Genomic DNA, 21600 nt, shown 5'->3' with positions numbered 1-21600 from the left:
ACGCCTTGATACGGCTGGCGTCTTGCCTGCGGGCAGTGTCCGCTTAATAATTTTAGATATGTTTATTTCTTTTATTTATTCTTTTTAGTTATATGTTTAACCGCGCTGTCGCCCATGAAAAAAGACCGCCATGGCGGTCTTTGGGGGGAGACGATCGGGTCGATTCAGGGCTGGACCGCGTACTCGATCGACCCCGCCACCACCGCCGCCAGCCCCGGCGCCTGCGTCAGCTTGTGCAGTGCGTAGGTCTGGGCCGTGGCGATTTTGGCCTGGTGAAAGGCCGGGTCTTCGGCCTGGTGGTCCAGCGACGCCAAGAGCGCGCGCGCCATCTGCCAGCCCGCCAGCACGGTGCCGGCCAGCAGCAGGTAGGGCACGGCCGAGCCGAACACGGCGTTGGGGTGTGCGGCAGCATTGGCCACCACGAAGTCCACCGTGTTGGCCAGCGCCAGGCGGCCCTGGCGCAGCGGCGTCAGTACCAGCCGGGCGGCCGGCTCGCTGCGCGCTTGCAGCGCTTCTTCCGTCTGGCGGATCTCGTCGATCAGGGCCTGCGCCACCGCACCGCCGTCGCGCAGCGTCTTGCGGCCGACCAGGTCGTTGGCCTGGATGGCGGTGGTGCCTTCGTAGATGGTCAGGATGCGGGCGTCGCGGTAGTACTGCGCGGCGCCGGTCTCTTCGATGAAGCCCATGCCGCCGTGCACCTGCACACCCAGGCTGGCCACGTCGATGGACGCCTCGGTGCACCAGCCCTTGACGATCGGTACCAGGAATTCCTGCACCGCCAGGTGGCGGGCGCGGGCGGCCGGGTCGGCGCTGGCGTGGGCCAGGTCGGCGTGGCCGGCGGTGTAGTAGGCCAGCGCACGGCCCGCTTCGGTCAACGCACGCATCGTGCCCAGCATGCGGCGCACGTCGGGGTGATGGATGATGGTCACGGATTCGCGCGACGACCCGTCCACCGGACGGCTCTGCACGCGGTCTGCGGCATAGGCCAGCGCGTGCTGGTAGGCGCGGTCGGCCACCGCGATGCCCTGCACGCCCACGGCAAAGCGGGCCGCGTTCATCATGATGAACATGGCGTCCAGCCCGCGGTTTTCCTGGCCCACCAGGTAGCCGATGGCGCCGCCCGCATCGCCGAACTGCAGCGTCGCGGTGGGACTGGCCTTGATGCCCAGCTTGTGCTCGATCGATACGCAGGTCACATCATTGCGCGCGCCCAGCGTGCCGTCTTCGTTCACCAGGAACTTGGGCACCAGGAACAGTGAAATGCCTTTCACGCCCTCGGGGGCATCGGGCAGGCGCGCCAACACCAGGTGCACGATGTTCTCGGCGAGGTCGTGTTCGCCGTAGGTAATGAAGATCTTGGTGCCCGAAATCCGGTAGCTGCCGTCGCCTACCGGCTGCGCGCGGCTGCGCAGCAAGGCCAGGTCGGAACCTGCCTGCGGTTCGGTCAGGTTCATCGTGCCGGTCCACTGACCCGAGATCATCGGGCCGATGTAGCGTTCGCGCAGCTCGGGCGAACCGGCCGTCAGCAGCGCTTCGATTGCGCCGTTGGTCAGCAAGGGGCATAGCGCGAACGACAGGTTGGCCGCGTTCAGCATTTCGGCGCAAGGTGCGCCCAACAGGCCCGGCAGGCCCTGGCCGCCGTACTGTTCGGGATGCGTCATGCCCTGCCAGCCGGCCTCGGCGTACTGGCGAAACGCCTGCTTGAAGCCCGGCGCCGTCGTCACCGCGCCGTCTTTCCAGGCGCTGGGCTCGCGGTCGGCAGGGTGGTTCAGCGGCGCCAGCACATCGGCGGCAAAGGTCGCGGCCTCTTCGAGCACTGCCTGGGCAGTGTCCGGCGTGGCTTCGGCGTATTCCGGCAGCGCCGCCACCTGCGGCAGGCCCGCAAGGTGGTTCAGCACGAACAGCATGTCTTTCACGGGGGCTTGGTACGTCATGGCGTAGCGCTCCTGGCGTGTGGAAGGGGAATCAGGTGGCATCGATCGCGCGGGTGGAACCCACCGCCGCGCGCAGTTCAAACTTCTGGATCTTGCCGGTGGACGTCTTGGGCAGCTCGCCAAAGCGCACCGCGCGCGGCACCTTGAAGCCGGGCAGCAGCAGCTTGCAGTGAGCGATGATCTCGGCCTCGGTCGCGCTGCAGCCGGGTTTCAGTTCGACAAAGGCGCAGGGCGTTTCGCCCCATTTCGGGTCGGGCATCGCCACCACCGCCACCGCGGCCACGGCGGGATGGCGGTACAGCGCGTCCTCGACCTCGATGCTGGAAATATTCTCGCCGCCCGAGATGATGATGTCCTTGCTGCGGTCCTTGATGCGGATATACCCGTCTGGCGTCATCACGCCCAGGTCGCCCGTATGAAACCAGCCGCCGCTGAACGCGTCTTCGGTGGCGCGTTCGTTCTTCAGGTAGCCCTTCATGCAGATATTGCCGCGGAACATGATTTCGCCCACGGTCTGCTCGTCGGCCGGCACTTCCTGCATGGTCTCCGGGTCGCGTACCGATACGCCGGCCTGCAGGTGGTAGCGCACCCCCTGCCGGGCGGTCAGCGCGGCCAATTGCTCGTCTTCGAGCGCATCCCAGGCTTCCTGGCGCGCGCAGACGGCGGCGGGGCCGTAGACCTCGGTCAGCCCGTACACGTGCGTCAGTTCAAAGCCGATTTCCTTCATCTTCGCGATCACCGCGGGCGCCGGGGCTGCGCCGGCCACCATCGTGCGCACGGTGTGGTCGATGCCCGCCCGCATCTCGGCCGGCGCATTGGCCAGCGCGCTTTGCACGATGGGCGCACCGCAGTAGTGCGTCACGCCTTCGCTGCGGATCAGGTCGAACACCGTCTTCGGATCGAACTTGCGCAGGCACACATTGACCCCCGCGCGCGCCGCCACCGTCCAGGCGAAGCACCAGCCATTGCAGTGAAACAGCGGCAGCGTCCACAGATACACCGGGTGCTTGGGCATATCCCATTCCAGGATATTGCTCACCGCGTTCAGGTAGGCGCCGCGGTAGTGGTAGACCACGCCCTTCGGGTCGCCTGTCGTGCCCGACGTGTAATTCAGCGCAATCGCATCCCACTCGTCTGCCGGCGGCTGCCAGTCGAAGCGGGCGGGGGCCGCCGCCAGGAAATCCTCGTAATCCGTCGCGCCCGGCAGCGTCGCTGGTGCGCTGTCCAGATCGTGCACCGAAATCACCTGCAGATGCGGAAATTCCGCCCGGGCGCGCTGCGCCACGTCGGCGTACTCGGTGTCCACGATCAGCGCCCGGGCCTCGCCGTGGCCCAGCATGAACAGCACGCTGGGGGTATCCAGCCGGGTATTCAGGGTGTTGAGCACCGCGCCCAGCATCGGCACCCCGAAATGCGCCTCGACCATCGCGGGAATATTGGGCAGCATCACCGCCACCGTGTCGCCGCGGCCAATACCGGCCGCCGCCAGCGCCCCGGCCAGGCGCTGCGCGCGTTCATAGGTCTGGGCCCAGGTGCGCCGCACCTTGCCGTGCACCACCGCCAATCGCTGGCCGTACACTTGTGCGGCCCGCGCAATGAAATCCACCGGGGTCAGCGGCTCATAGTTGGCGTCCCGGCGCGCCAGGCCGTGTTCGAACATGCTGCTCATCGTTGTCTCCTGTCGGGCGCATGGCGCGCCCGGATAGCCTGTGTGCGGAAAGCGTGATCGGAATCGCGGATCTTGCCGTCCGCGTGGGGCCGCTCGCTTGCCGGGGTCGCGTGCTGCATTCGCTTGCTGTATCGCGCTGCTTGCGAGTAGCGTATCCGTCGCCGGAGAAACCTGTCTGTCGCCTGCATGACAGACCTTCCGCGCACGTGCCAACTGCTAGTTTTACACGGTTCTTTCCATGCCCGATGTTTCAAACGCTGTTTCCGCCAACGCGCTTGCCGAGCTGTTCGGCGCCTGTGCCTGGTTCGGCGCGCTGGATGCTCAGCATCAAGCCCTGGTCCTGGCCACGTCGCGTGCCGACCACGTCGCCAGCGGCGCCTGGATCGCGCGCCGCAACGCGCCGTCGGACTACTGGCTGGGCGTGCATGCCGGCCTGCTGAAGCTCGCCATCTACAACGAATCCGGGCGCTCTTGCACGTTTTCCGGCGTGCCGCCCGGCGGCTGGTTCGGCGAGGGCAGCGTCATCAAGCGCGAACTGCGCAAATACGACGTCGTTGCGATCCAGCCGTCGCTGGTCCTGTGGGTGCCGGTGGACACCTTCCACGCATTGCTGTCTGCCAGCCTGCCGTTCTCGCACTTCGTGATCGGGCAATTGAACAACCGGATGGGCGAGTTCATCGCCTCGATCCAGAATCATCGCCTGCTGGACGCCGATGCGCGCGTGGCGCAGTCCCTGGCGCAGCTGTTCAACCCGCAGCTGTATCCGTCCACCGACCTGACGCTGGCGATCTCGCAGGAAGAACTGGGATACCTGACCGGCCTGTCGCGCCAGCGGGTGAACCAGGCCTTGCAGACGCTGGCGGACCAGGGAATCCTGGGGCTGGCCTACAACCAGATCCAGGTGCTGGACCTGGGGCGGTTAAGGCTGTTCGGGGCGGATCAGCTTTGAGCGTGGCGCTACCGCGCCGGGCAGCGGTTGACCAGAATCAGCACCCCTGGGAAAGGGCCGCGATCACGGGGACGACGCATCGCGCAAACAGCATTGCCCGGGTTTGGGGTTTCACCCATTTGAGCGGTCCGATGCAAATGTCATCACCGAAGCCAGCGTGATCGACTGCAAGAAGAAGTGAGGGCGATCACGCCGGGCGGTGGTAGACCGCCTCGACGTTGTAGCCGTCGGGGTCCAGGATGAAGGCGCCGTAATAATGCGGGTGATACTGCGGCCGAAGGCCGGGCGCGCCGTTATCCCTGCCGCCGGCTTCCAGCGCCGCCCGATGAAAGGCATCTACCTCGGCGCGGCTGCGGGCGCGAAAGGCCACATGCACGCGCGGGGTGCTGGGCGTGCCCGGATGAATCCAGAATTCACCGCCCGGGTCGCCCGACTCGTCCGGCTCGCCCACGCCAAAGCCCATGCCGGTAGGCAATGCCTTGCGTGGCACATATCCGATCGCCGCAAGCGCGCTCAGGTAAAACGCCCGACTGCGCTCGAAGTCGCTCACGTTGATTTCGACATGGTCCAGCATTCGCAGCTCCTTGAGAGAGTGTGGGGAAACCCCGGCCGGTCAGCATAGGCTAACGCGCTGAACAGGAACGCTTCGATTTGCAACCCGCGGGCGGGATCAGGCTAGGGTTCCAGCAACGGCCAAACCTCGACCACCCCTTGCGCCACCGCACACGGCGTGCGCGACACCAGTGCTATCGCCTCGGCCAGGTCGGCCGCCTCGATGATGGCAAATCCTGCCACCGGCAAGGCCGATGCCATGTAGGGCGCCGCGGTCGTTTCCACCCCCGCCGCATCGTGATTGCGCACCTGCACCGGGGGGCCGGCAATACCCATCAACACGCCTTGTTGCCGCAAATCGGCATCGTGCGCATGGGCGGCATCGCGCAAGGGGGCGGCGGTGCGGTCGTAGCCGGCCTGGTCTCCGTAGCCGATCGTGATGAACTTGGGCATGCGGGTCTCCTGAAAATGCGGCAGGCCAGCGTGGCAGCTAGCGCGCCGCGCTCTCCCACTGCACATGTTCAATGCGGTTGCGGCCGTTGTTCTTGGCCACGTACAACGCTTGGTCCACGGTCTTGATGAAGGCATCCCGCGTGGCGTTGCCGTCAGGAATCAGGGTGCCCGCGCCCATGCTCACCGAAACGCGCCGGCCGTGGGGCGACAGCGCATGCATGATGGCTTTCTTTTCCAGCAGGCGCTGGCAGCGTTCGGCCACCTTCAGGGCGGTCGCGGCATCGGCCTCGGGCAGCAGCACCACGAATTCCTCACCGCCGTAGCGCGCCACCAGATCGCGCGGGCCATCCAGCGCCAGGCTCAGCGTCTGCGCGATATCCACCAGGCATTTGTCACCCTGGGTGTGGCCGTACAAGTCGTTGTACTGCTTGAAGAAATCCACGTCCAGCAGCAAGATGGACAACGGTTGGCGTTCTTTGCCGGCCCGTTCCCATTCCAGTTCGAAACTGCTGTCAAAGCGGCGCCGGTTGGCAATATTGGTCAAGCCGTCCTTGAACGACAGGGCTTCCAGCTCTTTTTGCAGGCTCAGCAACTGTTCTTCGGTCTTCTTGCGTTCGGTGATGTCGAACATGAAGCCGATCAGCGCCTGCACCTCGCCTTGCTCATTGCGCATCACATGGACGACGTCGCGAATCCAGACGTAGCCGTTGTCTTTGGTCAGGGCGCGGTAGTCGGCTTCATGGTCGACGCCCGCCTGAGATTGCGAAACGCAGAAATTGACCACGTATTCGCGGTCTTCGGGGTGCATGCGCATGGCCCAGTCTTCGACGCTGACCCAGCTGTCGACGCTCCAGCCCAGCAATGCCTCGATCTGGGGGCCGATATAGGCGAATTTCATGGACGCCCAGTCGATTTTCCAGGGAATCGCCTTGGTCGACTCCAGCAGGGTCTTGTATACCGCGTTGTCATTCAAAAGCGTGCTTGCGTCGGCCATGCCCCATCCGTCCTCGATCCACGTGAACAATCACTGTAGCCTGAAGCCGATGGCCGGGGAATGACGGAATGATCGTTTCCGGCCGATGACTGACGGTAGCGATTTCGCGTGGTGACGCGCCCAATGCGTTCAGGGTTCGCGTCAAGACTCGCAGACCCAGCCCAACGGCTCGTGTTGCGCGGAAAACTGCAGCGACGGCCAGTAGCCGTCCATGAACCAGGCATCGTCAAGCGGCGCCAGGTGCAGGACATAGCCGCCGCCAGCGGCCAGCACCAGGTCGGACGGCGCAAAGCCTTGCAGGAAGGTGTTCGGCGGCGCGTCCGGGCCGGCGGGTTCGCGGCCGGCTTCCCATAGGTAGCGCAGAGCCGCGTCGGTGCGCACGGACAGGGTATCGGCGATACGCGCGGCCTGTTCGAGTAGCGGCGCCGCCGATTGCGGGTCTGGCGCCAGCAGCACCAATCGAAGGCGGCCGCCGTGGGCCGCCGTGCAGTCCTGCCAGGTTTCCTGGGCGGCAATGCCATCGTGCGTGCAAGGCTGCATGACCGCCTGGCCGGCGTTCGAGCGATCGGAGTCCGTCATCAGGTTGTTCCTGCGAGATCAGGGCGCCAGCCCGAATTCCTGCCTGCGGTCGTACAGGAACAGGCCATCTTCGTCCCACCCGGACGACCAGCCGCCCAGCCACAAGCGCATGGCGGCCACGGTGGGGTCATCGGCCGGCGCGGTCAGGCGGCTGCACAGCGGCCAGACGATCCAGCTGGAAACGTCATAGGTGGTGGCCAGGCGGTACAGCGGCTCGGATAGAAAATGGTACGCCGCGGCCCCCGCTTCACCCGCTTCGTTCTCCGCCATGTCATCCATCGCATCGCGCACGTCGACAAAGGGCGATTCGGCACGGGAATAGGCGTCGTTCAAGGACACCGCCGGGCGGGCCAGCACGCGCACCGGGCCGGCAGGGTCGGGGGCCTCGAAGCCCGCGCGCCGGGTGATGGCCACGCCCTGGCGCAAGATCATCGTGGCCTGGTCGGCATCGATGGCCTGGGCCGGGGTCGACAGATAATCTTCAATGCGGGCCAACAGTTGATCGCCGCGGGGCAGGATCGCGAAGGCCCGTTTGCGCGCATCCGCACCGCTGGGCCAGTCGGCGGACCAGAAATTGAACAGCAGGCGAAAGTCATGGTCCAGGTCCGGCAGGGGATCAGGCACGCCTTTGTCGTCGGCCACTTCGTCCGGGTGATCGTCGCAAGTATCCAGGATCTGATGCCAGTGTCGCTGCCATGCCAGGGGATCCTGCGGGACCGGCGTGTCCGCAGGCGGCGTTGGATTCGGCTTGCCCTCAAAGGAATTCACTGCGACCTCCGCGAAATATCGTCGAGCGATTATCGCTTGTCCGCGTTCGGCCTCGCCGAACCCGCTTGACCTTCCCTGCGTAGCCATCTTTACGCTGGCGATCTTGTTTCGATCAGACTCGCCAGGGGCGACACCATGCCGAAAATCACCGTTCTTCCCCATCCCGACCTCGCGCCCGCCGGCGCCGTGCTGGACGTGCCGGCAGGCATGTCGCTGTGCGAGGCCTTGCTCGATCACGGCATTCCGATCGAGCATGCCTGCGAGCAAAGCCGCGCCTGCACGACGTGCCACTGCATCGTTCGCCAGGGGTTCGACACGCTCAATGCCGTGGACGAGTCCGAAGAAGACCTGCTGGACCGCGCCTGGGGCGTCGAGCCGCAGTCACGGTTGAGCTGCCAGGCAATCGTGGGGGCCGAGGACCTGACCATCGATATCCCGAAGTACACGGTCAATCACGCCAGGGAGACCTGAGCAGCGCAGGCAGGCACGGCAAGCGTCTGCCATAACAGGCGGATCGACACGCCGCGATGGCCCTGAAAAATGTTTGAAAATGTTTTCCGGCTGGGATTCGAGTGGCTTGAAATTGTAGTCTGGCAAGATGTTGGCTTGCCGCCGGGGTTCGTGCGGCCGGATTCATCTTGTTCGTAGAGGAGATTTCTTAGTGGTTCTATCCGCAACGATAGTATCGATCGCTTTCCCGTTTCGCCAATATGCCGCCAGCCTGTGGCGGCGCAGGCGAGGCAGGCCGTGGCTGGCGCTGGTGATGGCGATGATGCTCAGTTGCGTGGCTTTATCCTGGCAGGCGGATGCCAGGGCGGCAACGCCGCTGCTGCCGGCCGCGGTGGCGGCAGCGCCTGCCGACACCGCTTCCCCCAGCGCGTTATCCCCCGCCGCGCTGGCCGATCTGCTGGACAATCCCGACGCGCGCAAGGCCCTGGTGGATGCGCTGCGTGCGCAGGCGGCCGGGACAGACCCGGCCGCCTCGCGCGCGGCGGCCTCGCAAGCGCCGCCCGCGCAGGCAACGCCCGGCTTGCAGGAGCGCATGGCCGATGACGTGCAGCGCTTCCTGACCGGCGTGGCCACCGACATGGGGCAAGGCGTGGAAGACATGGTGGCGCTGGCCTCGGGGCGCAGCCTGCGCATGGACAGCGGCACGGCGGGCCATGCCTTGATGCCGCTGCTGATGGCGGCGGTGGCCACGATCATCGCCTTCCTTCTGTTGCGCCTGATCGCGATGCGCATCTACACGCGCATCGACCATTGGGTGGCGGAACACGGCAGCAAGCCGGCCGCCCCGTCCGCGCGCGGCACGCCATTGCCCATCCGGGTGCTGGGCCGGCGGGCGGGCGCAATCATAGGGGCCCTGGCGATCGACGTGGGCGTCGTGGTGCTGGCGGCGATGGCCGGCGGCGCGGCAGCCCTGTGGGGCACGCCCGGGCGCGGCTCGCTGGACACGCTGGCCGCCGTATTCCTGCGCGCCTTCGTGTCGGTCGAGATCATCAAAGTGGTGATCCGCACGGTGTTCGCGGTGCGGCACCCGCACCTGCGGCTCTTGCCGATGGCCGACGCATCCGCCAGGTTCTGGAATGGCTGGCTGGTGCGCATCGTGGCGGCGGCCGGGTATGGCACGCTGCTGATCGATCCGGTGATGTCGGCCACGCTGTCGCCCGCGCTGGGCCGGCTGGCCGGCATGGTCATCATGCTGGCGGTCTATGTGTACGCCGTGCGCACCATCTGGCAGAACCGCCAGGCCGTGCGCGAGCATCTCGACCGCCGCGCTGCGGGGGCCGCCACGTTCCTGGGGGCGCGGCTGCATTTCCTGTCGCGCATATGGCATGTGTTGGGCATTGGCTACTTCACCATTTTGCTGGTGGTCAGCCAGGTCGATCCGACCAATGCCTTGCCTTTCATGGCCCGCGCCACGGCGCAGACGCTCCTGGTGATCGGGGTGAGCAGCCTCTTGATCGTGCTGCTGAACGCCTTTCTGGCCAAACCCATTCGTTTGTCCGACGACCTGCGCCAGCGCCTGCCGTTGCTGGAAGCGCGCGTCAATGCCTACGTGCCGGCCATCCTGAAGCTGGTCGGCTGGATCATCCGCATCGTGGCGGTGCTGCTGATCCTGGACGCCTGGCGCGCCTTTGACCTGTCGCGCTGGCTGGCGTCGGATGCCGGGGGCGCAGCGATCAAGGTGACGCTCAATATCGTCATCGTGCTGTTGATCGCGGCGCTGGCCTGGACCGTGATCGCCAGCATCATCGAACACCGCCTGAGCCAGCGAGAAGGGCGGGGCATGCCCAGCGCGCGCGAACGTACGCTCCTGGCGCTGTTTCGCAATGCAGCGCTGATCGTCATCGTGACGATGACGCTGATGGTGCTGCTGTCGCAGATCGGCATTGACGTCGGCCCGCTGATCGCCGGTGCCGGCGTGGTCGGCCTGGCTATCGGCTTTGGCGCACAGAAGCTGGTGCAGGACATCATCACAGGGGTGTTCATCCAGCTGGAAAACGGCATGAACGAGAACGACGTGGTGCAGGTCGCGGGCGTGTTCGGCACGGTCGAGAAGATGACGATACGGTCCGTGGGCATACGCACGCTGGACGGCGGCTACCACCTGGTGCCGTTTTCGTCGGTGGACGTGGTGGCCAACCACATGCGCGACTTCTCGTACCACCTGGGCGAATACACCATCGCGCACCGCGAAAGCGTGGACGACGCCATCGAGCATCTGCGTGCGGCGTTTGCCGAGCTGATGACCGATTCGGTGCTGGGGCCCGAGATCCTGGAAGAGATGACGGTGGCCGGGGTCACGGCCGTCAACGACAAGGGTGTGACCATCCGCATTCTGATCAAGACCACGCCGGGCATGCAGTGGGCGGTGCAGCGCGGCTACAACCGCTTGCTCAAGAAGCACTTCGACGCCGCCGGCATCGAGCTGCCGTACCCGCACACGGTCGTGTACTTCGGGCAGGACAAGCGCGGCTACGCGCCGCCGGCCAATGTGGCCGTGCAGGCCGAACGGCCCGACGAGGGTGACAACGCCCGGGCGGCGGGGCACACCCGCCGTCCCCTGGTGTCGGAATCCAGCACCGACGATTCGGCCGAGGTGCTGGGCAATGAGCTCGAAGCGCGTCAGGAAGCCGAAGACGAGGCGCCGCGCACGTAGCGGTGAAGCGGACAGGAGCGGGTTTCAGGGCAGCCTTGGATGGCTTGGCTGCCAGGGAACCCGCCACTTACGCCATGATGGCCGGTTCAGTGGGTTGGGGGGCAACGCCGTAAGGGACGTCGGCCCATTCGATCCGGTTGCGTCCCGCCGCCTTGCCGCGGTAGAGCGCGGAATCGGCTTGTCGCAGTGCGTCTTCCAGCCCCTGCACGCCATGGAAGTGGGGCGAAATTCCGATGGTGACGGTGCAGCGCAGCCATTGGTCGGATCCCGCCACCTTGATGGCCTGGCTTTCAATATTGGCACGCAGGCGCTCGGCCAGGAACGCGACGCCTTGCGTGTCGGCATCCAGGAAGATGGCCACGAATTCTTCTCCGCCGATACGACCTGTCAGGTCGCCGCGACGGACGGTGGCGCGCAGCAGGTCGGCCACCTGGCAGATGACTTCATCCCCCGCCTGGTGGCCGTAGGTATCGTTGATGCGCTTGAAATGATCCACATCCAGCAGCAGCAGGCAGGCCGGCGCGGCCTGTCGCGCGTTGAAGTACTGCTTCAGCGCATCCACCAGCCCTCGGCGATTGAGCAGGTTCGTCATGGGGTCGCGCGCTGCGATATTGCGCAGGCTGTCCGTCAGCCGCCGCAGCACCAGCCAGACGATGGCGGGCGGCACGATGGTGGCCAGGGTGGACATGTAGATGTAGAAGATCATCTGGAAGCGGCTGTCCATGTGCAGCGCGTCCAGGCCATCGTCCACGATCTTCATGAATTTCAGCGCGTTCAGGACACAGATGCCGCCGATCAGCAGCGAGAAAAAGATCATTTCTCCGTACAGGTCTTTGGCAAACGTGCGCACGCCGTAGATCACGGTCAGGGTCATGGCAAAGAACAGCATGGTCGCCATCGCCGCCAGCATGGCGTAGCGGGCGGCGGGGCCGGCGTTCCATTGCACCAATAATTGTGCAAGGCCATAGGCCGCGGCAAAGGTGAGCAACGGACGCCACAGCGGAACCTGGCGCCCAAAGAAACGCATGGCGCCAAGCCAGTAGGCCAGTGGGGCCGCCAGCGTAAGAATGTGGTTGACCACGCTCATCAGGCTCCAGGCCGGGCCGCCTTCCAGCAATTGCAGGATGTAGGCCGACGCCAGCAACAGGTTGCCCACGGCAAAATAATCCATCCCCATCCTGTTGCCAGGCAGGCGACGGCTGATCAATAAGAACATGCCCGAAAAGCACAGCAGGTGTGCGCAGAGCATGGCAACGAGAGTGGAGGCAACCATAGTGGGGAGGGCAAGAGGGGACGCGGAATTCCGGCTTGGCCGCTAGCTGGCGGCCATGCGTTACCAGACTTTCCACCAGGATTTGCGGGGCGCGGGCGCGTCCGGGAGCGGAATATGCTCGGGCGCCGCACCGGGTTCAAAGACCCACGTGCCGGACGGGTCCGTGATGACCTGAATTTCCTGACGAAAATCCGCCAGCTTGACGAAGAATTCCTTCGCTTCTTCCGGAATGGGCGACGTCACGCCCAGCGGCTCGTCCGGTCTCAGTGTCGCAAGCTTGATCTCGGCTCGGCCCGCGAACGTGTAGCCGGGCAGGTCGCCGTCCGACTCGTGAAGGGGCGGAACGAATCCGATCTGCCTGAAAAGCGCGAAGGTCTGCTGGACATCGGGTTCGACAAAACCGGCATCGTCGCCGTCATCCGATAGGTGGGTCATGGGAAGTCTCTTCGATGAATGGCTGTGTCACTCGCCCTGCAACGCGCGCCGCAGCGCGGCCCGGGCCAGGATGCGGGTGGAATCCAGCGTCGGCAGCGCGCAGTTGCCGTCGTTGAGCACCAGCGGCAGTTCGGTGCAGCCCAGCACGACCGCGTCGCAACCGGCGTCGCGCAGGCGTTCGACGACGCCTTGCAGCAGCGCCACCGACGCCGGCCGGAAATCGCCATAGACCAGCTCGTCCATGATGATCCGCGCCAGCAGGCCGCGGTCGGATTCCGGCGGGCGCACGCATTCCAGGCTCCGGGTCGCCAGCTTGTCGGGGTAGACGGGGCTGTCCACCAGCCAGCGCGTGCCGGTGATACCGATGCGGCGAAAGCCGCGCTGGGCGGCTTCCATGGCGACTTCTTCGGCGATGTGCAGCCAGGGCAGGGGCGATTGCGGCAGCACGTGGCCCAGCGCCTGGTGAATGGTGTTGTCAGGGCAGATCAGGAAGTCGGCCCCTGCGCGCGCCAGCTTGCCGGCCGACGACAGCATCAGCGCGCCCACGCCGGCCAGGTCGCCCTGGTTGAGGCACGCCACATAGTCGGCCAGCGAATGGGTGTGCAGCGAGACCTCGGGGTGGGCATGCGGGCCCAGTGCCTGCGCGCCTTCGGCGCAGATCGTGCGATAGCACAGCGCGGCGCCTTCGGCCGAGCAGGCGACGATGCCGATGTGCAGGGGCGGGCGGGACGTCATGCGAGGCTTCTCCTTGCGTGTGCGGGTCTGCGCCAGGCGGCGGCGCCACGATGGCGCGCCAGGCAGGCGCTGCCGCCGTGTTATTCAACCGTGCTCTTGGTCAACGCCCGCACATGCCGGGCGATGCCGCGGAACTGTTCGGCCATGGCGTCCTGCTGCGCCTGGGGCAGCCGCGACAGGAACAGCTCGTCAATCGCGGGTCCATAGATCTTCCACATCTTGCGCCGCAATGCCAGGCCTTCAGGCGTGATGCGGGCGTAGGTGGCGCGCCGGTCTTCGTCGCTGCGGAACCGTTCGACCAGCCCGGCGGCTTCGATCCGGTCCATCAGCCGCGTCAGGTTGTAGCGCGCGATGACCATGCGTTCGGCCATCTCGAACATGCGGGCGGTGCCCTGCGGCGCGCGTTCCAGCGCCCACAGCGCGTCGTACCACGCGAGCGGTGGCAGGTCGGCGGCGGACAGTCTTTTTTCGATCTCTTCCACCACCAGCGCATGCGCGGTCAGAAAGAGGCTCCACGCGTCGGGCTTGCCCGTGGCCATGCGGTCGTTCCTTGTCTGGAGATTTTGCTGTCGCGATTGTAGAGGCCGCGACCGGAAAAACCGCCAACAGTTGCACTTGCAATTGTTCGGGAACCTTCATACGATTGCAATTGCACATTATGCAAATGCAATTCACGATATGAAATGAAGGCGCCGGTGCTTTCCGTCCAGGCGCCGCTTTCCCCAAAGGAGCAAGCCATGGAAACCGAGATCGACCCTATCGACGCCGACCCGCAGGAAACCCGGGAATGGCTGGACGCGATGCAGGCCGTGCTGGCGCACGAAGGCCTGCCGCGCACGCACTACCTGCTGGACCAGCTGATCAACCAGGACCGCGAGCGCCTGGGCGGCTACGCCGCGCCGGGCGCCACGCCGTACGTGAATACCATCGGCGTGGCGGGGCAGGCGCCGTTTCCGGGCGATGTGGGCATCGAATCGCGCCTGGACGCCTACCTGCGCTGGAACGCGATGGCCATGGTGCTGCGCGCCGGCAAGACCTCGGGCGTGGGCGGTCACATCGCCACCTACGCGTCGGCAACCACCCTGTATGAAACCGGCTACCGCCACTTTTTCCGCGCGGCCACGCCGGACTACCTGGGCGACATGCTGTATATCCAGGGGCATTCGGCGCCCGGCATCTACGCGCGTGCCTACCTGGAAGGGCGCATCTCGGAAGACGAGCTGGATCGCTTTCGGCGCGAGATCGGCGGCGGCGGGCTGGCCTCGTATCCGCACCCGCGCACCATGCCGGGCTTCTGGCAGTTTCCGACGGTGTCGATGGGGCTGGGGCCGCTGATGGCGGCCTGCCAGGCGCGCTACATGCGCTACCTGGAAGACCGCGAACTGATTCCCGCGCAAGATCGCCGGGTGTGGGGCTTTCTGGGCGATGGCGAACAGGACCAGCCCGAAACGCTGGCGGCCGTGGCGATGGCCGGGCGCGAGAAGCTGGACAACCTGATCTTCGTGGTCAATTGCAACCTGCAGCGGCTGGACGGCCCGGTACGCGGCAACGCCAAGATCATCCAGGAACTGGAAAGCGTCTACCGCGGCGCGGGCTGGAACGTGATCAAGGTGGTGTGGGGCGGCGGCTGGGACGCGCTGCTGGCGCAGGACCACGACGGCCGGCTGCGGCGCCGCATGATGCAGTGCGTGGATGGCGAATACCAGGTGTTCAAGGCGCGCGGCGGCGCCTATGTGCGCGAGCATTTCTTCGGCGCGGACCCGGTGCTGCTCGACCGCGTGGCGCACCTGTCCGACGATGAGATCGGCGCGCTGAACCGGGGCGGGCACGACCCGGTCAAGGTGCATGCGGCCTACGCCCAGGCGCTGGCGCATCGCGGCCAGCCCACCGTGATCCTGGCCAAGACGGTGAAGGGCTACGGCATGGGCGCGGCGGGCGAGGCGGCCAATACCAACCACCAGCAAAAGAAGATGGCGGACCCCGCGGTGCGGGCGTTTCGGGACCGCTTCGGCATTCCGGTGGCCGACGAGCGGCTGGCCGAGATTCCGTACATCAAGCCGGCGCCCGGCAGCGCCGAGCAGGCCTATTTCGACGCGGGCATCCAGCGCGCGGGGGGCCATCTGCCGCGCCGGCCCGCCGGCCCGGGGCCGCAGGCCATGCCGGCGCTGGCCGCGTTTGCCGCGCACCTGAAGGGCAGTGACGGGCGCGAGTTTTCCACGACCATGGCCTTCGTGCGCATCCTGGCGCAACTGCTGAAGGACCCGGACATCGGCGCCAAGGTGGTGCCGATCGTGCCCGACGAATCGCGCACTTTCGGCATGGACGGCATGTTCCGCCAGGTGGGCATCTATTCGCATGTGGGCCAGCTGTACACGCCGCAAGACGCCGACCAGCTCAGCGTCTATCGCGAAGACCGCCGCGGCCAGATCCTGCAGGAAGGCATCAACGAATCGGGCGCAATGTCGTCATGGATCGCGGCGGCCACGGCCTATAGCACGCACGGCGTGGCCACCATTCCGTTCTATATCTTCTATTCGATGTTCGGCTTTCAGCGCGTGGGCGACCTGGCCTGGGCGGCGGGCGATATCCGTGCGCGCGGCTTCCTGCTGGGCGCGACGTCGGGCCGCACCACGCTGGAAGGCGAAGGGCTGCAGCACGACGACGGCCACAGTCACGTCCTGGCCTCGGTGATTCCGTCGTGCATCGCCTACGACCCGGCCTATGCCTGCGAGATCGCGGTGATCGTGCAGGACGGCCTGCGCCGCATGTACCAGGAAGAGGAAGACGTCTTCTACTACCTGACGCTGATCAACGAGAAGACCGCGCACCCGCCGCTGCCCGAAGGCGCCGAAAGCGGCATCCTGAAGGGCATGTACCGGCTGCGCGAGGGTGGGCCGGGCGAGGTGCGCGCGCAGTTGCTGGGCAGCGGGGCGATTCTGGCCGAAACCCTGGCCGCCGCCGATCTGCTGCGGCAGGACTACGGCGTGGCGGCCGACGTCTGGAGCGTCACCAGCTATTCCGAGCTGCGCCGCGATGGCCAGGAAACCGAACGCTGGAACCGCCTGCATCCGCTGGACGCGGCGCGCCGCGGTTACGCCGAAAGCTGCCTGGCAGATGCCGCCGGGCCGGTGGTGGCCGCCACCGACTACATGAAGACGGTGGCCGAGCAGATCCGCCCCTTCGTGGCGGGGCGTCGCTATGTGACGCTGGGCACCGACGGCTTTGGCCGGTCGGATACGCGCCAGGCGCTGCGGGCGTTCTTCGAGGTGGACCGGCATCACATCGTGCTGGCCACCCTGAAAGCGCTGGCCGATGACGGCGTGTTGCCGGCCGAGCAGGCGGCGGATGCGATCCGGCGCTATGGGCTGGACCCGCAGGCCGTGTCGGCGGCGCTGCCTTGAGTCGGCGCTGAGGCGGGGCGGCGTCAGGGCAGGGCGGCGGCGCGATATGCGCTGGTCGCCCTGCTTCCTGGCAGAAACCGCGCCATCAGGCGCGGCGCGCCAGCAAGGCCCAGATGCCCGCGGCCGACAGCAGCGCGCCGCCGCCCAGGTTGAAGCCGCGCTGCGCCCTGGGCGAGGCCAGCAGGCGGCGGGCGGAACCGGCAAACAGGGCATAGACGGTGGCGTTGACGCCGGCGCAGGCCACGAAGGTGGCCGACAGCGTCCACAGCTGGCGGGTCACGTCGCCGGCCGGGTCGATGAACTGCGGCAGGAAGGCCACGAAGAAGATGATGCCCTTGGGGTTCAGCGCCGTGACCAGGTAGGTGTTGGCGAACAGCTTCCAGCGCGAACCGGCGGCGTCGGCTTGGGGCAGCGTGGCTGGGGCCACGCCGGCTCGCAGCAGCTTGAAGCCCAGGTACAGCAGGTACAAGCCGCCCACGGTCTTGACGACGGTGAACCAGAACGCCGACGCCGACAGCAGCGCGCCCAGGCCCAGCAGCGACAGCGCCAGCGCGGTGGAATCGCCCAGCGTCACGGCCAGCACCAGCGGCAGGCGGGCGCGCTTGCCATGGGTGATGGAATAGCTGATGACGGTCAGGATGGTGGGGCCGGGCAACATCACCAGCAGGGCGGACGCGCCCAGGAAGGCCAGCCAGGTTTCCAGCGACATGGGTCTTGCTCCAGAGTAGGGGGCGGCGGCGTCGCCCTGGCGGCCAATGTATCGCAAGGCGTGGGGCGATGGGGCGGGTCCCGGGTCAGGTGGTGCAAAATACAGGTTTCCCGGACAGTGAACGCGGCGCCGCAAGGCGGCCACGAAGGAAACACCATGGCATTCGATTTTGACCTGTTTGTGATTGGCGCGGGCTCGGGCGGCGTGCGCGCGGCCCGTTTTGCGGCCGGGTTCGGCGCCCGCGTGGCCGTGGCCGAAAGCCGCTACCTGGGCGGCACCTGCGTCAACGTGGGTTGCGTGCCCAAGAAGCTCTTGGTCTATGGCGCCCACTACAGCGAAGATTTCGAACAGGCGCACGGCTTTGGCTGGACCGCCGGCCAGCCCAGTTTCGACTGGGCCACGCTGATCGCCAACAAGAATCGCGAAATCCAGCGCCTTAACGGCATTTACCGCAATTTGCTGGTCAATAGCGGCGTGACGCTGCTGGAAGCCCACGCTCGCATCACCGACCCGCACACCGTCGAGGTGGACGGCAAGACGTACACCGCCGCGAACATTCTGGTGGCCACCGGCGGCTGGCCGCAGGTGCCGGACATTCCCGGCAAGGAACACGCCATCACCTCGAACGAGGCCTTCTTCCTGCCGGCGCTGCCCAAGCGCGTGCTGGTGGTGGGCGGGGGCTACATCGCGGTCGAATTCGCTTCTATTTTCAATGGCATGGGCGCGCAGACCACCCAGGTCTACCGCGGCCCGCTGTTCCTGCGCGGCTTTGACGGCGCGGTGCGCGAGCACCTGCGCGACGAGCTCACCAAGAAGGGCATCGACCTGCGCTTCAATGCCGACGTGGCGCGTATCGACAAACGCGCAGACGGCGTGCTGGCCGCTACGCTGAAAGACGGTTCGGTGATCGAGGCCGACTGCGTGTTCTATGCCACCGGCCGCCGTCCGATGCTGGACAACCTGGGCCTGGAAAACACGGGCGTCAAGTTTGACGACAAGGGCTTCATCGCCGTCGACGACGAATACCGCACGGCCGAACCGTCGATCCTGGCGCTGGGCGACGTCATCGGCCGGGTGCCGCTGACGCCGGTGGCGCTGGCCGAGGGCATGGCGGTGGCGCGCCGCCTGTTCCGTCCCGAGGAATACCGCAAGGTGGACTACAAGCTGATCCCCACCGCCGTGTTCAGCCTGCCCAACATCGGCACGGTGGGCATGACCACCGAAGAGGCGCGCGAGGCCGGCCACGAGATCAAGCTGTTCGAAAGCCGCTTCCGCCCGATGAAGCTGACGCTGACCGAGTCGCAGGAAAAGACGCTGATGAAGCTGATCGTCGACGCCAAGACCGACCGCGTGCTGGGTGTGCACATGGTGGGTCCGGATGCCGGCGAGATCGTGCAGGGCATCGCCATCGCGTTGAAGGCGGGCGCGACCAAGCAGGTATTCGACGAGACGATCGGCATCCACCCGACGGCGGCCGAAGAGTTCGTGACGCTGCGCACGCCGGTGGCGAACTAGGGCAGGCCGGTGCCCGCGCCGTTATTGGCGGTGCGGGGGCTTGGCTCGGACATCGTCCGTGCTACAGCCGTTCGATCATGGCGCGCGCCGCAGCGGGCGCGCGTTCCTTGGCGCCATTGATGAAAAACGCATACACGTCCTGCGGCTTGGCGCCGCCCGTCGCCTTGCGCGTGCCGGCGCGGGGCAGGTCGGCCGGGTCCGCACCGCGCGCCCAGGTATGCAGCCGTTCGGCCCAGGCGTCCAGCACCTTGGGCGCGTAGCCGGCCTTGAAGGCGGTGCTGGCGCGCATCAGCCGCGCATACACGAAGGCGCCGGTGCGGTCGGCCAGCGACGGGTAGTCTTCGCTATCGGTATAGACGGTGGCGGCGCCGTGGCGGCGGGCCAGGTCCAGGTATTCGTCGCAGGCAAAGCTGGGGTGGCGCACGTCCAGCACGTGGCGCAGCGGCAGGCCGTCGACCGCATCGGGCAGCAGCGCCAGGAAGGCGCCGAAATCGTCCGGGTGGAACACCTTGGTGGGCGCGAACTGCCACACGATGGGCCCCAGCTTCGGGCCCAGCTCGGCGATGCCGCCGTGCACGAAGCGATGGATGGATTCACCCGCGCCGGCCAGTTCGCGGCGATTGGTGGCATAGCGCGAGGCCTTCAGCGAAAACACGAAATCGTCTGGCGTCTCGTCGCGCCATTTGGCGAAGGTGGCCGGCTTCTGGCTGCTGTAGTAGGTGCCGTTGATTTCGATGGCGGTGAGCTGGCGGCTGGCGTATTCAAGCTCGCGGGCGTGGGGCAGGCCTTCGGGATAGAAGGTGCCGCGCCACGGGGCATAAGTCCAGCCGCCGATGCCGACCCGGATGGCGGCCGGCTTGTGCGCGGCGGGCGGTTTGCGCAGGGGCATGGGCGGGATCCTTTCCGATGGTGCGGTGCGTCTCTGTCACTCTATCCCTGTCCGGCCGCGCATCCCATCCGTCCACATTTAAAAGCGCGGATTGTCAGCGATTGTTCAGCCCGGGTGTTGCCAGGATGCCGCGTCGGGGGGGGCAACCCGGCGGCGCAAGAAAAACCGTGCTGTTCCGATACAGATTTCAGATAACGTGCAGAGCACTTCCTTCACTGCCGCCCGGCGCGCGCCGGTTCATCATGCCTGACATTGCCAATCTTCTGACGTTCGCCCTGGTCGCCCTGGGCATGGTGCTCACGCCCGGGCCCAACATGATCTACCTGGTGTCGCGTTCGATTTCGCAGGGCCCCAAGGCCGGTCTGATTTCGTTGGGCGGCGTGGCGGTGGGGTTCGTGTTCTACGTGCTGTGCGCGGCGTTCGGCATCACGGTGCTGCTGATGGCGGTGCCGTATGCCTATGATGCGCTGCGCTTTGGCGGCGCGTTGTATCTGCTGTATCTGGCCTGGCAGGCGGTGCGCCCGGGCGGACGGTCGCCGTTCCAGGTGCGCGAACTACCGCCCAGCAGCCCGCGCACGCTGTTCTCGATGGGGCTGGTGACCAACCTGCTCAATCCCAAGGTGGCGGTGATGTATGTGTCGCTGCTGCCGCAGTTCATCCAGCCCGATCACGGCAGCGTGTTCACGCAGTCGCTTGCGCTGGGCATGACGCAGGTGGCGGTCAGCTTGTCGGTCAACGCCGTCATCGCGATCATGGCCGGGTCCATTGCCGGTTTCCTGGCTGGACGCCCGCTGTGGATGGTGGTGCAGCGCTGGCTGATGGGTACGGTGCTGGCCGGCCTGGCGCTGCGCATGGCGCTGGATTCGCGGCGCTGATGGACGCCGTCCCGTCCTATCTGCCCGGCATGCTGCTGGCGTATTGCGCATTCGTGCTGGCGACCGTCAGCCCGGGGCCGGCGGTGTTGGCGACCCTGGGCACCGCGATGGGCGCCGGGCGCCGCGCGGGCGTCGCGCTGGGCCTGGGCGTGGCGATGGGCTCGTGCAGCCTGGGCGTGTTGACGGCGCTGGGCTTGTCGGTGGTGCTGGCGTCGTATGCCGGGGCGCTGGTGGCCATCAAGATAGCGGGCGGCCTGTATCTGCTGTGGCTGGCGGTGAAGTCGCTGCGTTCGGCGGCCAGGCGGCAGGCACTGCCGGCGATGGCGGGCGGAGCGCGGCGGGGTGCGTTGGGGTATTTTGCGCGCGGCTGGGCGGTGCAGATCAGCAACCCCAAGGCCATCCTGGCCTGGATCGCCATCATTTCGCTGGGCTTGAAACCTGGCGCGCCGCACTGGGTGGCAACGGCCATCGTCGTGGCGTGCACGCTGACCGGCATGGCGTTCTACAGCCTGTGCGCGGTGGTGTTTTCCAGCCCGGCCATGGCGCGCGGCTATGCCCGCGCGCGGCGCGTCATCGATGGCGTGCTGGGGGTGTTCTTTGCTGCCGCCGCGATCAAATTGCTGACCAGCAAGACCTGAACCAAGGTTTCCGAAGGCGCCGTTGCGGCCGCCATACCGGCTGCCGCAGCGACGGCTGCCGCAGCGACG

The 21600-nt window shown here is 66.5% G+C and carries 20 protein-coding genes; 7 read left to right on the top strand and 13 right to left on the bottom strand.

The window, feature by feature from the left end; translation table 11 throughout:
- Window positions 1-164: 164 nt before the first annotated feature.
- Together AC3WMR_RS18010 and AC3WMR_RS18005 are read right to left on the bottom strand one after the other, a co-directional pair.
- A complete protein-coding gene (locus tag AC3WMR_RS18010; protein WP_492265596.1) occupies window positions 165-1934 on the bottom strand; it encodes an acyl-CoA dehydrogenase in 1770 nt (589 codons plus the stop codon).
- Between the two features lie 31 nt (window positions 1935-1965).
- Window positions 1966-3603, bottom strand: coding sequence for an acyl-CoA synthetase (locus AC3WMR_RS18005; RefSeq protein ID WP_492265595.1), 1638 nt, complete (start codon window positions 3601-3603; stop codon window positions 1966-1968).
- A gap of 238 nt (window positions 3604-3841) precedes the next feature.
- Between AC3WMR_RS18005 and AC3WMR_RS18000 the strand changes: the two genes are divergently transcribed.
- Entirely contained in the window at window positions 3842-4552 is a 711-nt protein-coding gene (locus AC3WMR_RS18000) for a Crp/Fnr family transcriptional regulator (protein ID WP_492265594.1), read from the top strand.
- Between the two features lie 187 nt (window positions 4553-4739).
- Here AC3WMR_RS18000 and AC3WMR_RS17995 read toward each other — a convergent pair whose 3' ends face one another.
- The 5 genes from AC3WMR_RS17995 to AC3WMR_RS17975 all read right to left on the bottom strand — a co-directional run bounded on the left by AC3WMR_RS17995 (window position 4740) and on the right by AC3WMR_RS17975 (window position 7754).
- Entirely contained in the window at window positions 4740-5126 is a 387-nt protein-coding gene (locus AC3WMR_RS17995; RefSeq protein ID WP_492265593.1) for a VOC family protein, read from the bottom strand.
- Between the two features lie 101 nt (window positions 5127-5227).
- On the bottom strand, window positions 5228-5557 hold the full coding sequence (locus tag AC3WMR_RS17990; RefSeq protein WP_492265592.1) for a YciI family protein: 330 nt from the start codon (window positions 5555-5557) through the stop codon (window positions 5228-5230).
- Between the two features lie 37 nt (window positions 5558-5594).
- Entirely contained in the window at window positions 5595-6551 is a 957-nt protein-coding gene (locus tag AC3WMR_RS17985) for a sensor domain-containing diguanylate cyclase (protein WP_492265591.1), read from the bottom strand.
- 141 nt (window positions 6552-6692) lie between these two features.
- Window positions 6693-7130 carry a hypothetical protein gene (locus tag AC3WMR_RS17980; RefSeq protein WP_492265590.1) on the bottom strand — a complete coding sequence of 146 codons (438 nt, stop codon included), beginning with the start codon at window positions 7128-7130 and terminating at the stop codon, window positions 6693-6695.
- 18 nt (window positions 7131-7148) lie between these two features.
- Window positions 7149-7754: a hypothetical protein gene (locus tag AC3WMR_RS17975; protein ID WP_492265589.1), complete on the bottom strand. Its 606-nt coding sequence runs from the start codon at window positions 7752-7754 to the stop codon at window positions 7149-7151.
- A gap of 279 nt (window positions 7755-8033) precedes the next feature.
- Here AC3WMR_RS17975 and fdx point away from each other — a divergent pair, with 279 nt between their 5' ends.
- On the top strand, window positions 8034-8369 hold the full coding sequence (fdx, locus tag AC3WMR_RS17970; protein ID WP_492265588.1) for an ISC system 2Fe-2S type ferredoxin: 336 nt from the start codon (window positions 8034-8036) through the stop codon (window positions 8367-8369).
- A 298-nt stretch (window positions 8370-8667) separates the two neighbouring features.
- Window positions 8668-11061: a mechanosensitive ion channel domain-containing protein gene (locus AC3WMR_RS17965; RefSeq protein ID WP_492265713.1), complete on the top strand. Its 2394-nt coding sequence runs from the start codon at window positions 8668-8670 to the stop codon at window positions 11059-11061.
- A 67-nt stretch (window positions 11062-11128) separates the two neighbouring features.
- Here the strand turns inward: AC3WMR_RS17965 and AC3WMR_RS17960 are convergent, their stop codons facing one another.
- The 4 genes from AC3WMR_RS17960 to AC3WMR_RS17945 form a co-directional block, all read right to left on the bottom strand.
- Window positions 11129-12334, bottom strand: a complete 1206-nt coding sequence (locus AC3WMR_RS17960) for a GGDEF domain-containing protein (RefSeq protein WP_492265587.1) — start codon at window positions 12332-12334, stop codon at window positions 11129-11131.
- Window positions 12335-12394: 60 nt separating this feature from the next.
- Entirely contained in the window at window positions 12395-12769 is a 375-nt protein-coding gene (locus tag AC3WMR_RS17955) for a hypothetical protein (RefSeq protein ID WP_492265586.1), read from the bottom strand.
- 27 nt (window positions 12770-12796) lie between these two features.
- Entirely contained in the window at window positions 12797-13504 is a 708-nt protein-coding gene (locus AC3WMR_RS17950) for an aspartate/glutamate racemase family protein (RefSeq protein ID WP_492265585.1), read from the bottom strand.
- Between the two features lie 80 nt (window positions 13505-13584).
- Complete coding sequence (locus AC3WMR_RS17945; RefSeq protein ID WP_175192484.1) at window positions 13585-14043, bottom strand: MarR family winged helix-turn-helix transcriptional regulator; 459 nt, start codon at window positions 14041-14043, stop codon at window positions 13585-13587.
- A gap of 198 nt (window positions 14044-14241) precedes the next feature.
- Here AC3WMR_RS17945 and aceE point away from each other — a divergent pair, with 198 nt between their 5' ends.
- Window positions 14242-16905, top strand: a complete 2664-nt coding sequence (gene aceE / locus AC3WMR_RS17940; RefSeq protein WP_492265584.1) for a pyruvate dehydrogenase (acetyl-transferring), homodimeric type — start codon at window positions 14242-14244, stop codon at window positions 16903-16905.
- Window positions 16906-16990: 85 nt separating this feature from the next.
- Here aceE and AC3WMR_RS17935 read toward each other — a convergent pair whose 3' ends face one another.
- Window positions 16991-17614 carry a LysE family translocator gene (locus AC3WMR_RS17935; protein ID WP_492265583.1) on the bottom strand — a complete coding sequence of 208 codons (624 nt, stop codon included), beginning with the start codon at window positions 17612-17614 and terminating at the stop codon, window positions 16991-16993.
- Between the two features lie 156 nt (window positions 17615-17770).
- On the opposite strand from AC3WMR_RS17935, the gene gorA reads away from it, so the two are divergent.
- Window positions 17771-19129: a glutathione-disulfide reductase gene (gene gorA, locus AC3WMR_RS17930; RefSeq protein WP_492265582.1), complete on the top strand. Its 1359-nt coding sequence runs from the start codon at window positions 17771-17773 to the stop codon at window positions 19127-19129.
- Window positions 19130-19190: 61 nt separating this feature from the next.
- On the opposite strand, the gene AC3WMR_RS17925 is transcribed toward gorA, so the two are convergent.
- Window positions 19191-20018: a DUF72 domain-containing protein gene (locus AC3WMR_RS17925; RefSeq protein ID WP_492265581.1), complete on the bottom strand. Its 828-nt coding sequence runs from the start codon at window positions 20016-20018 to the stop codon at window positions 19191-19193.
- Between the two features lie 242 nt (window positions 20019-20260).
- Here AC3WMR_RS17925 and AC3WMR_RS17920 point away from each other — a divergent pair, with 242 nt between their 5' ends.
- Together AC3WMR_RS17920 and AC3WMR_RS17915 are read left to right on the top strand one after the other, a co-directional pair.
- Window positions 20261-20893, top strand: a complete 633-nt coding sequence (locus AC3WMR_RS17920) for a LysE family translocator (RefSeq protein ID WP_492265580.1) — start codon at window positions 20261-20263, stop codon at window positions 20891-20893.
- Window positions 20893-21531: a LysE family translocator gene (locus AC3WMR_RS17915; RefSeq protein ID WP_492265579.1), complete on the top strand. Its 639-nt coding sequence runs from the start codon at window positions 20893-20895 to the stop codon at window positions 21529-21531. Before AC3WMR_RS17920 ends, AC3WMR_RS17915 begins: the two co-directional genes overlap by 1 nt.
- The last annotated feature ends 69 nt before the right edge of the window (window positions 21532-21600 follow it).

It is taken from the genome of Achromobacter sp. FW305-C-28 (genome assembly GCF_058783235.1).
The sequence above is the reverse complement of the archived record's forward strand: the minus strand, read 5'-3'. Positions and strand labels throughout refer to the sequence as shown.